Here is an 11,860-nt window from a genome sequence, read left to right as displayed (position 1 = left end):
ACGACATGACGCCGAGCCTGCTTCAATGGGGGCCGCACGACGCCCGGGGCGACCTGCAGCCGAAATACCTTGTCAAACAACTACCACAAACGAATTCGATGCCTTTATTCAGGATCGATTTCGTTGAACTGGCAGTACTCCTCCCACTCCATCCCCAGCGCCTCGGCTACCTCGCGGTGCGTCTCCAGGCGCATGGCCTGCAGCTGCTCGGGGGTTTCGGCGATCAGCTGCAGGGCCAGCTCCCAAGGCTGGATACCCTGTTCCTCGGCCGCATCCTCGAAAGCCCACTCGATCTGCTGGGCCTGCTCGCGCGCATCCAGCTCACGGACCTCTTCGAGCAGCTGCGGGTTGGCCTCGGCAAAGCGCTGTAGCGCCAGGGCCTGACGGGCTTCTTTTGCGATCATCGGGCTGTTCCTCTGCCGGCCAGATGGGCCGGTGTTTCAAACGGCTGAAATCTAACAGCTTTTATTGGGGTGTCACCAGAGGATTGCAAGGGGCGAGATGCGATTTGACAGGGAGGTGGTTCGCCATGACATTTTCAGCGAGTTCGCCATGACGCTTTCAGCGCCTGCGAGATCGAGCGGCGCCCGCGCGGCGCTCGTTCTCACAGGCGCGAGAACACCCAAGACATGCACACCACAGCCACCCCGAAAAACAAAAAAGGCGCCCGATCTCACGATCAAGGCGCCTTCGAAGAATATGGGGTGGACGATGGGAATCGAACCCACGACAACTGGAATCACAATCCAGCGCTCTACCAACTGAGCTACGCCCACCATATTGCAGTCTTGCGATGTTGCGGTACGGCCTTACAGAAGCATGGTGCGGACGAAGAGACTCGAACTCTTACAGCTTGCGCCGCTGGAACCTAAATCCAGTGTGTCTACCAATTTCACCACGTCCGCGTAACGCTTAAAACAAAGGCGCCAGATGCTATCGAGGCGCCTTTGAAGAATATGGGGTGGACGATGGGAATCGAACCCACGACAACTGGAATCACAATCCAGCGCTCTACCAACTGAGCTACGCCCACCATATTGCATTACAGCCTACTTGCTTGCCAAAGCTGCCTAATGGCGCACCCGGCAGGACTCGAACCTGCGACCATCCGCTTAGAAGGCGGATGCTCTATCCAGCTGAGCTACGGGCGCTTAAGCTTGAAGCCTAACCGAACGAGACCTTAACAGATAACTGCTAAACCACTCATTCTGCCCGACTTAGCCAACCAGTGCTAGGCTGTGCCCGACAAGTGCGGCGAATCTTATAGGCGGGCCTGAAAGTCGTCAACACCTTTCTCAAAAAAATTTAAATTATTTAAGGGCTTAGGGGATTTGCCCGACCACCCGCCTTTGCCCATGGCCCATGTCGTGCGAGAATGCGCCCTCTTTAATTGTTTCCTTCTCGATGGTTAATCACGCGTCTATGACTGCACACCTAATCGATGGCAAGGCGATCGCCGCCAGCCTGCGCCAGCAGATCGCTCAACGTGTCGTGGAGCGTCGCCAGCAAGGCCTGCGTACGCCGGGCCTGGCGGTGATCCTGGTCGGCACCGACCCCGCCTCCCAAGTCTATGTCTCGCACAAGCGCAAGGACTGCGAAGAGGTCGGCTTCATTTCGCAGGCGTTCGACCTGCCAAGCGAAACCACGCAGCAGGTCCTGACCGAGCTGATCGACCGCCTCAATGACGACCCGGCCGTCGACGGTATCCTGCTGCAGTTGCCGCTGCCGGCGCACCTGGACGCCTCGCTGCTGCTCGAGCGCATCCGCCCGGACAAGGACGTGGACGGCTTCCACCCGTACAACATCGGCCGCCTGGCCCAGCGCATCCCGCTGCTGCGCCCGTGCACGCCGAAGGGCATCATGACCCTGCTGGAAAGCACCGGCCAGGACCTGTACGGCATGAACGCGGTCATCGTCGGCGCGTCCAACATCGTTGGCCGCCCAATGGCCATGGAGCTGCTGCTGGCCGGCTGCACCGTGACCGTCTGCCACCGCTTCACCAAGGACCTCGCCGGCCATGTCGGCCGCGCCGACCTGGTGGTAGTGGCCGCAGGCAAGCCGGGCCTGGTCAAGGGTGAGTGGATCAAGGAAGGTGCCATCGTCATTGACGTGGGCATCAACCGCCAGGAAGACGGCAAGCTGGTCGGCGACGTGGTCTACGAGACCGCCCTGCCGCGCGCCGGCTGGATCACGCCGGTGCCGGGCGGCGTCGGGCCGATGACCCGCGCATGCCTGCTGGAGAACACGCTGTATGCGGCGGAAGAGCTGCACAAGTAATACCGCGTGATATGAAAACGGCACCTCTGGCAGGTGCCGTTTTTTTTGGCTGAAGTTTCTTGATGGCTGCACCGTCTTCTTCGCGGGTTTACCCGCGAAGAAGCCGGCGCGGAGCTCAGCCGATCACTTCCTGGCCGCCTCCCACGACTTCAGCAGTTCGTTGTAGCTGACCGTCTCGCCCTTGGGCTTTTCGTTGGCGAGTTTCGGTTTCGGCGCCCCGGGCTGGTCGAACCAGTACTGGGCGTCCTTCTCCGGGTTCAGCTTCGGTGCGCAGGTGGCCTGGGCGTTGGACCGCTGCAAGCGCTCCATCATCCGGTCCTGGTCGCGAGCCAGGCCGTCCAGCGCTTCCTGCGGGGTCTTTTCTCCACTGGCCACTTCGGCGATGTGGCTCCACCACAACTGTGCCAACCGCGGGTAATCCGGAACGTTGGTGCCGGTCGGCGTCCACTGCACCCGCGCCGGGCTGCGATAGAACTCCACCAACCCGCCCAGCTTGGGCGCCAGCTCGGTCATGGCCTGGGAGTTGATGTCCGATTCGCGAATCGGCGTGAGGCCGACGATGGTCTTTTTCAGCGACACGGTCTTGGATGTGACGAACTGAGCATACAGCCACGCAGCCAGGCGTTGCTTCTCGGGGGTGGACTTGAAGAAGGTCCATGAACCGGTGTCCTGGTAGCCCAGCTTCATACCCTCCTCCCAGTACGGCCCCTTCGGCGAAGGCGCCATGCGCCACTTCGGCGTGCCGTCGGCATTCACCACCGGCAAACCGGGCTTGGTCATGTCGGCGGTAAACGCGGTGTACCAGAAGATCTGCTGGGCGATATTGCCCTGGGCCGGCACCGGGCCGGCTTCGGAAAATGTCATGCCCTGGGCTTCCTTGGGCGCATAGGCACGCATCCAGTCCACGTACTTCTGCGTGGCATACACGGCGGCCGGGCCGTTGGTGTCGCCACCACGGGTCACGCTGGACCCCACCGGGTGGCAGTCCTCCACGCGAATGCCCCATTCGTCCACTGGCAACCCATTGGGCAAACCTTTGTCGCCGCCACCCGCCATGGAGAACCAGGCATCGGTGAAGCGCCAGCCCAGCGACGGGTCTTTCTTGCCGTAGTCCATATGGCCATAGACGCGTTTGCCGTCGATTTCCTTGACGTCTTCGGTGAAGAATTTGGCAATGTCCTCGTAGGCCGACCAATTCACCGGTACGCCAAGCTCGTAGCCGTACTTTTCCTTGAACCTGGCCTTCAGTTCGGGCCGCTCGAACCAGTCGGCACGGAACCAGTAGAGGTTGGCGAACTGCTGGTCAGGCAGTTGGTAGACCTTGCCATCCGGGGCAGTGGTGAAGGAAATGCCGATGAAGTCCTTCAGGTCCAGGGTCGGCGAGGTGTAGTCCTTGCCTTCGTTGGCCATCAGGTCGGTGATCGATTCCACCTTGCCGTAGCGAAAGTGCGTACCGATCAGGTCGGAGTCGTTGACCCAGCCGTCATAGATGTTCTTGTCCGACTGCATCTGTGTCTGCAGCTTTTCCACCACATCGCCTTCCTGCAGCAGGTCGTGGGTCAGCTGTATACCGGTGATTTCGCTGAAGGCCTTGGCCAGCACCTTGGATTCGTATTCATGGGTGGTGATGGTTTCCGACACCACGTTGATCTTCATGCCACGGAACGGCTCGGCAGCCTTGATGAACCACTTCAACTCGGCCAGCTGCTGTTCAGGGGTAAGGGTTGACGGCTTGAACTCACTGCCGAGCCACTTCCTTGCCGCATCCTCGTACTGGTCGGCCCAGGCTGTGCCCTGCACGCTGGCCAGCACCAGCAACGCGGCCAGGGTCAAATGTCGCCTGTTGTACTTGTTGTCGAACATTGTGATCTCCCGTTTCAGTTATCCCACAGGGCCGCTCGCTCAGCCCCAGCGCAGCACCACCATCAGCCACGCCAGCGACAGCAGCGAGGCCACCCACAAAGGCCACTCGCTGACGCCAACCACCAGCAAATGCAGGTAGGCGCTGGCCAGCAGGCCGATGAACAAGCGGTCGCCACGGCTGGTGACCAGCGGCAGGAAGCCGCGTCGCTCCACGCAGGGGCGGCGCAGTTCGAGCAGGGTCATGCCCAGCAGCAGCACGCCAACGGCGGCGAAGAACAACGCCGTCGGCAAGGTCCAGGCCATCCACTCCATGCCATGCCCTCCTCAAACCCGGCCCAGGGCGAAGCCCTTGGCCACATGGTTGCGCACGAACCAGATCACCAGCATGCCCGGCAAGATGGTCAGTACCCCTGCAGCCGCCAACACGCCCCAATCGATGCCCGAGGCCGACACGGTACGGGTCATCACCGCGGCGATCGGTTTGGCATTCACCGAAGTCAGGGTGCGCGCCAGCAGCAGCTCGACCCAGGAGAACATGAAACAGAAAAATGCCGTCACGCCGATGCCGGAGCCAATCAGCGGGATGAAGATCTTCACGAAGAAGCGCGGGAAGCTGTAGCCGTCGATGTAGGCTGTTTCGTCGATTTCCTTCGGCACACCAGACATGAACCCCTCGAGGATCCACACCGCCAGCGGCACGTTGAACAGGCAGTGCGCCAGGGCTACGGCGATATGGGTATCGAACAGGCCGATCGACGAATACAGCTGGAAGAACGGCAGCAGGAACACCGCCGGTGGCGCCATGCGGTTGGTCAGCAGCCAGAAGAACAGGTGCCGGTCACCGAGGAAGCGGTAGCGCGAGAAGGCATATGCCGCTGGCAGCGCCACCAGCAGCGAAATCAACGTGTTCAGGCACACGTAATACAGCGAATTGATGTAGCCGCTGTACCAGCTGGCATCGGTGAAGATCACCCGGTAGTTGTCGAGGGTGAACGCCTGTGGCCACAGGGTCAGGCCGCCGAGGATCTCGGTGTTGCTCTTGAACGACATGTTCAGCAGCCAGTAGATCGGCACCAGCAGGAAGAAGAAGTACAGCAGCAGGGCCAGCGATTTGCGCGTGCTCATGGCCTAGTCCTTGTCGGCATGGGTCATGGCTGTATAGAACAGCCACGAAACCAGCAGGATGATCAGGAAGTACACCAGCGAGAACGCCGCCGCCGGGCCCAGGTCGAACTGCCCCACGGCCATGCGCGTGAGCGTCTGGCTGAGGAAGGTGGTGGCGTTGCCGGGCCCGCCACCGGTCAGCACGAAGGGCTCGGTGTAAATCATGAAGCTGTCCATGAAGCGCAGCATCACCGCAATCAGCAGTACGTTCTTCAGCTTGGGCAACTGGATATGGCGGAACACCGCCCAGCCCGAGGCGCGATCGATGCGCGCAGCCTGGTAGTACACATCGGGGATGGCGCGCAGCCCGGAATAACAGAGCAACGCCACCAGCGATGTCCAGTGCCACACGTCCATCACCAGTACGGTCAGCCAAGCATCGAACGGGTCGCCGGCGTAGTTGTAGCTGATCCCGAGCTTGGCCAGGGAGGCGCCGAGCAGGCCGATGTCGGCGCGGCCGAAAATCTGCCAGATGGTGCCGACCACGTTCCAGGGGATCAGCAGCGGGATGGCCATGACGATCAGGCACACCGAGGCCATGCGCCCCTTGGTCGGCATGGTCAGGGCAATGGCGATGCCCAGCGGGATCTCGATCAGCAGCACGCAGGCGGAATAGATGAACTGGCGCAGCAGCGCATCATGCAGCGCCGGGTCGCGCAGCACCTGGCGGTACCAGTCGGCGCCGACGAAGTAGCGGTTGGATTGGTCGAAAATGTCCTGCACCGAATAGTTGACCACCGTCATCATCGGCACCACCGCACTGAATGCCACCAGCAGGAACACCGGCAGCACCAGCCACCAGGCCTTGTTGTTCGGCACCTTGTTCATGGCCCGGCCTCCAGCAGCACATCGTCGAGGTACAGCATCAGCCACTGCGCCGGCAGGCTGACCCAGGCCTGGGCCACCGGCAGCGGGCGGTCCTCGCCCAGGCGCGCCTTGAGCGCGACACCGCCCAGTTCGAGGGTGACGATGCGGTAGGTGCCCAGGTCCTCGACATCCAGCACCTGCGCCGGGTAGGCGTCATCGAACGGGCTGTCCCACAGCTGCACGAATTCCGGGCGGATGCCTACCTGAAGGCGACCACCGCCAGTGGCCGCCAGGCGCTCTCGCAGGTGCTCCCGCAGTTGCCCGGGCAGCACCAGGTGAATATCGCCGAATACCACCCCGTCCGCGTCGGCGCGTACGTCGATCAGGTTCATCCCCGGGCTACCGATGAAGTAACCGACGAAGGTATGCCGCGGCCGCTCGAACAGTTCGCGCGGGGTACCGAACTGGACGATGCGCCCGCCGTGCATCACCGCGATCTTGTCGGCGAACGTCGAGGCCTCCAGCTGGTCGTGGGTAACGTAGATCATGGTGATGTTGAACTGCTCGTGGATCTGCTTGAGCTTGCGCCGCAGCTTCCACTTCAGGTGCGGGTCGATCACCGTCAGCGGCTCGTCGAACAGGATCGCTGACACGTCATCACGCACCAGGCCACGGCCCATGGAGACCTTCTGCTTTTCGTCGGCACTGAGGTTGCGCGCCTTCTTGCGCAGCACGGCCGAAAGGTCGAGCACCTCGGCAATCTCCTCCACCCGGGCCTGCACCCGGGCTGCGTCCAGCCCCTGGTTGCGCAAGGGAAACGCCAGGTTGTCGAACACCGTCATGGTGTCGTAAACCACCGGGAACTGGAACACCTGGGCGATATTGCGCGCCTGCGGTGAAAGCTGGTTGACCGGCTTGCCGTCGAACAGCACCTCGCCGTGGGACGGTGTCAGCAGCCCGGAAATGATGTTGAGCAAGGTCGACTTGCCGCAGCCCGACGGCCCGAGCAAGGCGTAGGCCCCGCCCTGCTCCCACACATGCTCCAGCGCGTGCAGGGCATACTCCGCCTCGCTGGCAGGCTGGCGGCTGTAGCTGTGCGCCAGTTGGCGCAGGCGGATCTCGGCCATCATCCTCTCCTTGCCTGGCGCAGCCCCGGGGCCTGCAGCAGCGCCCCGGCGCTGTCGAACACGAACAGCTTGTGGGTGGGGATGAACACGCGGATCGGTGTGTCCACCTGGTATTCGTGCACCCCTGGCAGGTGCAGGATCATGCGCCAGTGTTCGTTGCGCACATGCAGGAAGGTCTCTGAACCACTGATCTCGGCCAGCTCCACCAGCACAGACAATTCCAGGTCGTCGTCGTGGGCCGGCACCAGGCTGATGTGGCTGGGCCGCACGCCAAAGCGGTAGTCACCTTCGGCAAGCGGCTGCAAGTCGGCATTACGGGCAAAGTGCACGGCCTGGGCCAGGCTCACATCGTTGCCGCTGATACGGCCAGGCACCAGGTTGATCGGTGGCTCGGAAAACAGCTCGGCGGCCAGCACGCTGCCCGGGCGCTGGTAGACCTCGGCGGTAGGCCCGCTCTGGACGATACGGCCCTCATGCACCAGGGTGGTGGTGCCGCCCAGAGCCAGCGCCTCGTTGGGCTCGGTGGTGGCATACACGGCAATGCAGTGGCGCGCCGCGAACAGTTCGCGCAGCTCCTGGCGCAGGCCCTCGCGCAGCTTGTAGTCGAGGTTGACCAGTGGCTCGTCGAACAGGATCAGCGAGGCATCCTTGACCAGCGCCCGGGCCATTGCCGTGCGTTGTTGCTGGCCACCGGACAGCTCCAGCGGCAGGCGCTGCAAATAGGCTTCGATGCGCAGCATTTCGGCGGTTTCCTGCACTCGTCGGCGAATCTGGGGCTCGTCCATGCGTGCCTGACGCAGCGGCGACGCAATGTTCTCGTACACGCTGAGGTTCGGGTAGTTGATGAACTGCTGATACACCATCGAAACATTGCGCTGGCGCACCGGCACGCCAGTCACGTCCTGGCCATCCATCAGCACCCGCCCACGGTCCGGGCGATCGAGCCCGGCCATCAGGCGCATCAGGCTGGTCTTGCCAGCCAGGGTGCGGCCCAGCAGCACGTTGAACGAGCCGGGTTCGAAACGCAGCGAGGCATCGACGATCCAGGCCTGGTTGTCGACACTGCGACTGACCTGTTCCAGCACCAGGGACATGGCGTGGCCTTCTTGTGGTTTTTGTCTGCTGGGCACAGCCAGTTTCGTGCCAGTTGCGCCGCGACCGTCTGGCCCGGGGCCTGGCCGGCAACACTGGCCAATCGCAGCTTCACAAGTGAACACAAGCACTGAACAACTGAACACTTGCCGGTTTGACATTGAACAACCGTGCACGACACTGAACAGCGGTCGGCCCCATGACAACAATCACACAGGACAGGCCCATGGCCGCATCCGCTTCGCCCCATGCCCAACTGATCCAGGCCTCCTGGGCCCGTTGCCGCGACCACGGCCTGCAACCCCAGCACGCCCCCGACTTCGACTGCCTGACCCGCACCGAGCTGAACGCCCTGCTGGAGCAGCGCCAGGCCCTGCTGCGCCTGACCCGCGAAGCGGTGCTGCCGCAATATGCGCACCTGCTGGGCAATGCCAGCTACCTGGTGATGCTGGCCGATGCCAGCGGCTGCCTGCTCGACAGCTGGGGCTCGCGGCGCTTCATCGAACCGCGCCAGCAGCATGGCTTCAGCGCTGGTGCCCATTGGCACGAGCGCGGTGTCGGCACCAATGCGCTGGGCACCGCGTTGGTTTGCGCCGAGGCGATCCACGTGGGCCAGGACGAGCACTTCCTGCGCCAGAACCGCTACATGTCCAGCGCCGCCGCGCCGCTGTTCGACGCCGAGCGGCAGCTGGTCGGGGTGCTAGATGTAGCCAGCGACGGCTACCTGCCCGCCAGCCAGACCCTGGGCCTGGTACGCATGATGGGCCAGAGCCTGGAGAACCGCCTGATCCTCGCCGAGCACGCCGACCGGCACGCTCAGCTGATCTTCAACAGCGCCTCCGACAACCTCGACAGCCCCTGGGCCGGCCTGCTGGTGTTCGATGAGCACGGGCAGGTGCTGGCCGCCAATCACCGGGCAGACACCCTGCTCGGGTGCAACCCGCTGCTGCAGAACATCGCGCAACTGTTCCAGTTGCCCGTGCAACAACTGCTCAGCCATCCCCGGCAACAACCCTTTGCCCTGCAAGCCACCGGGCGCAACCGCTTTCATTGCCAGTGGCAGCCGCCGCGCGAGGCCCCCGGCCGCCCCGCCGCCTGCAGCGCCGATCCACGCCTGGAAAAGGCCCTGGCACAGGCCGGCCTGCTGCTGGAAAAGGACATCCCGGTGCTGGTGCAGGGGGAGACCGGCGTAGGCAAGGAGGTATTCGTCGATACCCTGCACCGGGCCAGCAGCCGCGCCAGCCAGCCGCTGATCGCGGTCAACTGCGCGGCGATCCCGGCCGAGTTGGTGGAGTCGGAACTGTTCGGCTACGACAAGGGCGCATTCACCGGCGCCCACCAGAAGGGCAACCCAGGGCTGATTCGCAAGGCCCACCACGGCATCCTGTTCCTCGACGAAATCGGCGATATGCCACTGCCCACCCAAGCCCGCCTGCTGCGCGTGCTGCAGACGCGCAGTATTCAGCCGTTGGGCAGCGGCGAACCGGTGGCGGTGGATATTCGCGTGGTGTCGGCGAGCAACCGCGACCTGGCCGAAGAAGTGCGCGCCGGGCGCTTTCGCCAGGACCTGTATTACCGCATCGCCGGGCTGGCAGTGGTGTTACCGCCTCTGCGCGAGCGCAGTGACCGCCGGCAACTTATCGAACAGGTGCATGCACGCTACCGCGACCCCGGGCAGCCTGCGCGGCTGCCTGCGGCCATTATCGAACTGCTTGATCAGCACCCCTGGCCGGGGAACATGCGTGAACTGGTGAGTGTGCTGCAGGTGGCGCTGGCCTTGGCGGGTAATGGACCGGTTGGCGTCGAGCACCTGCCTGCAGGATTTCTGGCCGAGTTGCAGGCCCCCGTGCTGCTTGCCACTGAGGAAGCGGACCTGCACGCGCTGGTGGAGCAAGCCAACGGCAACCTGTCGGCGGTGGCGCGCGGGCTTGGGATCAGCCGCACCACGCTGTACAAGCGGTTGCGTGAGCGATGATTGCCTTTGCCTGTGCTGGCCTCATCGCCGGCAAGCCAGCTCCCACAAGGGAATGTGGCACGCTCTCGAGCATTGTTCCCTGTGCGACAGCGCAGCCCAAAGGACTGGGCAATCTCCCACAGGTACAGCGCCGCTCTCAAGGCCTGTGATATCCCTGTGGGAGCCGGCTTGCCGGCTATAGGGCCGACCCAGGCAGCCACAGCCGATTCGGCTGCCAGCGCAGCGAAATCAGCCAAAGCCGCTGCCGCCACAACCCATTACAGCCAGCTTTACCTCCCCACCAGCCGCACAATCAAACCAGAACCCACTCTGGAAGCGTCGACCGCAGGGAGACCCCTCATGACCCGCTATATCGATGTGCAAGACCTGGCCCGCCTGGTCAACCGCAAAGGCCTGCCCACGTGCCTGCTGGAAATGGCCGAGTACATCCGCCAGGACTACCTGCGCTGGCCCGCCTTCGAAAAATGCGCCCGGGTGGCCAACCATTCGGCGGACGGCGTGATCGAGCTGATGCCAATCTCAGACGCCAGCCGCTACGCCTTCAAGTACGTCAACGGCCATCCGAAGAACACTCGCCATGGCCTGCCCACGGTAATGGCCTTCGGCGCCCTGGCGAGCGTCGATACCGGTGCACCGTTGCTGCTCAGTGAAATGACCCTGACCACCGCCATCCGCACTGCGGCCACTTCGGCCCTTGCCGCCCGCTACCTGGCGCGCGAAGACAGCCGCAGCATGGCGTTGATCGGCAATGGCTCGCAGAGCGAGTTCCAAGCCATCGCCTTCAATGCCCTGCTGGGCATCGATGAAATCCGCCTGTACGACATCGACCCGGCCGCCTCGGCCAAGCTGGTCGCCAACCTGACCAACCGCCCCGGCCTCAAGCTGAGCATCGCCAGCTCCGTGGCCGAAGCGGTGCGCGGGGCAGATATCGTCACGACGGTGACCGCCGACAAGGCCTGCGCCACCATTCTCACCCCGGAGATGATCGAGCCGGGCATGCACCTGAATGCAGTGGGGGGTGACTGCCCGGGCAAGACCGAGCTGCACCGGGCGATTGTCGAGCGGGCCCGGGTGATCGTCGAGTACGAACCGCAGAGCCGGGTGGAAGGCGAGATCCAGCAGATGCCGGCGGACTCGCCTGTGACCGAGTTCTGGCGTGTGGTTGCCGGGGAAGCCAAGGGGCGTGAGCGCGCCGAACAGGTGACGCTGTTCGACTCGGTGGGGTTTGCTCTGGAGGATTACTCGGCCTTGCGCTATGTGCTGGATACGGCGCAGGCAATGGGTATCGGCACGGACATCGGGCTGGTGCCGGTGCTGGAGGATCCGAAGGATTTGTATGGGCTGTTGCAGCCGCGGGTGGTGGAGTTGCGGGCGGTGCCCAAGGCTGGTTCTGTCTGCGCCTGATGGATCCTGGGGCTGCTGCGCAGCCCATCGCGACACAAGGCCGCTCCTGCACAAGGACCGCGTATCCCTTGTGAGAGCGGCCTTGTGTCGCGATGGGCCGCGCAGCGGCCCCCTTTACCGCCTAACCTGTCCCATGCCCTCTTCCGAACGA

General features: G+C 63.4%; 10 protein-coding genes and 4 tRNA genes. 3 read left to right on the top strand and 11 right to left on the bottom strand.

The genetic code is table 11. The annotated features are described in order from the left end of the window. Nucleotides 1–104 precede the first annotated feature (104 nt). From V3314_RS12605 to V3314_RS12585, 5 genes are all read right to left on the bottom strand, one after another. Nucleotides 105–404 (bottom strand): DUF6388 family protein, encoded by a 300-nt coding sequence (locus V3314_RS12605; RefSeq protein WP_046616831.1) that lies wholly within the window; start codon nt 402–404, stop codon nt 105–107. 296 nt (nt 405–700) lie between these two features. Next, nucleotides 701–776 (bottom strand) — tRNA-His (locus tag V3314_RS12600). A gap of 44 nt (nt 777–820) precedes the next feature. Then, nucleotides 821–905, bottom strand: a tRNA-Leu gene (locus V3314_RS12595). A 52-nt stretch (nt 906–957) separates the two neighbouring features. Beyond that, nucleotides 958–1,033: transfer RNA gene (locus V3314_RS12590), tRNA-His, on the bottom strand. Nucleotides 1,034–1,074: 41 nt separating this feature from the next. Then, nucleotides 1,075–1,151: transfer RNA gene (locus tag V3314_RS12585), tRNA-Arg, on the bottom strand. A gap of 271 nt (nt 1,152–1,422) precedes the next feature. On the opposite strand from V3314_RS12585, the gene folD reads away from it, so the two are divergent. Next, a complete protein-coding gene (folD, locus tag V3314_RS12580; RefSeq protein ID WP_338460291.1) occupies nt 1,423–2,277 on the top strand; it encodes a bifunctional methylenetetrahydrofolate dehydrogenase/methenyltetrahydrofolate cyclohydrolase FolD in 855 nt (284 codons plus the stop codon). Between the two features lie 123 nt (nt 2,278–2,400). On the opposite strand, the gene V3314_RS12575 is transcribed toward folD, so the two are convergent. The 6 genes from V3314_RS12575 to V3314_RS12550 are packed head-to-tail and all read right to left on the bottom strand — an operon-like array spanning nt 2,401 to nt 8,332. Continuing rightward, a complete protein-coding gene (locus V3314_RS12575) occupies nt 2,401–4,140 on the bottom strand; it encodes an ABC transporter substrate-binding protein (protein ID WP_046616830.1) in 1,740 nt (579 codons plus the stop codon). Between the two features lie 39 nt (nt 4,141–4,179). Continuing rightward, nucleotides 4,180–4,452: a DUF2160 domain-containing protein gene (locus tag V3314_RS12570; RefSeq protein ID WP_338460290.1), complete on the bottom strand. Its 273-nt coding sequence runs from the start codon at nt 4,450–4,452 to the stop codon at nt 4,180–4,182. 12 nt (nt 4,453–4,464) lie between these two features. Continuing rightward, nucleotides 4,465–5,265, bottom strand: coding sequence for a carbohydrate ABC transporter permease (locus V3314_RS12565; protein ID WP_013971876.1), 801 nt, complete (start codon nt 5,263–5,265; stop codon nt 4,465–4,467). 3 nt (nt 5,266–5,268) lie between these two features. Next, the gene (locus tag V3314_RS12560; protein WP_338460289.1) at nt 5,269–6,132 is read right to left on the bottom strand and encodes a sugar ABC transporter permease; all 864 of its coding nucleotides are present in this window, start codon (nt 6,130–6,132) and stop codon (nt 5,269–5,271) included. Further along, nucleotides 6,129–7,238: an ABC transporter ATP-binding protein gene (locus V3314_RS12555; protein WP_338460288.1), complete on the bottom strand. Its 1,110-nt coding sequence runs from the start codon at nt 7,236–7,238 to the stop codon at nt 6,129–6,131. The genes V3314_RS12560 and V3314_RS12555 overlap by 4 nt, the downstream gene beginning before the upstream one ends. Continuing rightward, nucleotides 7,238–8,332, bottom strand: a complete 1,095-nt coding sequence (locus V3314_RS12550) for an ABC transporter ATP-binding protein (protein WP_338460287.1) — start codon at nt 8,330–8,332, stop codon at nt 7,238–7,240. Before V3314_RS12550 ends, V3314_RS12555 begins: the two co-directional genes overlap by 1 nt. A gap of 224 nt (nt 8,333–8,556) precedes the next feature. Here V3314_RS12550 and V3314_RS12545 point away from each other — a divergent pair, with 224 nt between their 5' ends. Further along, nucleotides 8,557–10,305: a sigma-54-dependent Fis family transcriptional regulator gene (locus V3314_RS12545; RefSeq protein WP_338460286.1), complete on the top strand. Its 1,749-nt coding sequence runs from the start codon at nt 8,557–8,559 to the stop codon at nt 10,303–10,305. 339 nt (nt 10,306–10,644) lie between these two features. Continuing rightward, a complete protein-coding gene (locus V3314_RS12540; RefSeq protein ID WP_046616825.1) occupies nt 10,645–11,709 on the top strand; it encodes an ornithine cyclodeaminase in 1,065 nt (354 codons plus the stop codon). Nucleotides 11,710–11,860: the final 151 nt, after the last annotated feature.

This window comes from Pseudomonas sp. TE3-3-F2023 (assembly GCF_036784815.1).
Taxonomy (GTDB): Bacteria; Pseudomonadota; Gammaproteobacteria; order Pseudomonadales; family Pseudomonadaceae; genus Aquipseudomonas; species Aquipseudomonas pudica.
The sequence above is the reverse complement of the archived record's forward strand: the minus strand, read 5'-3'. Positions and strand labels throughout refer to the sequence as shown.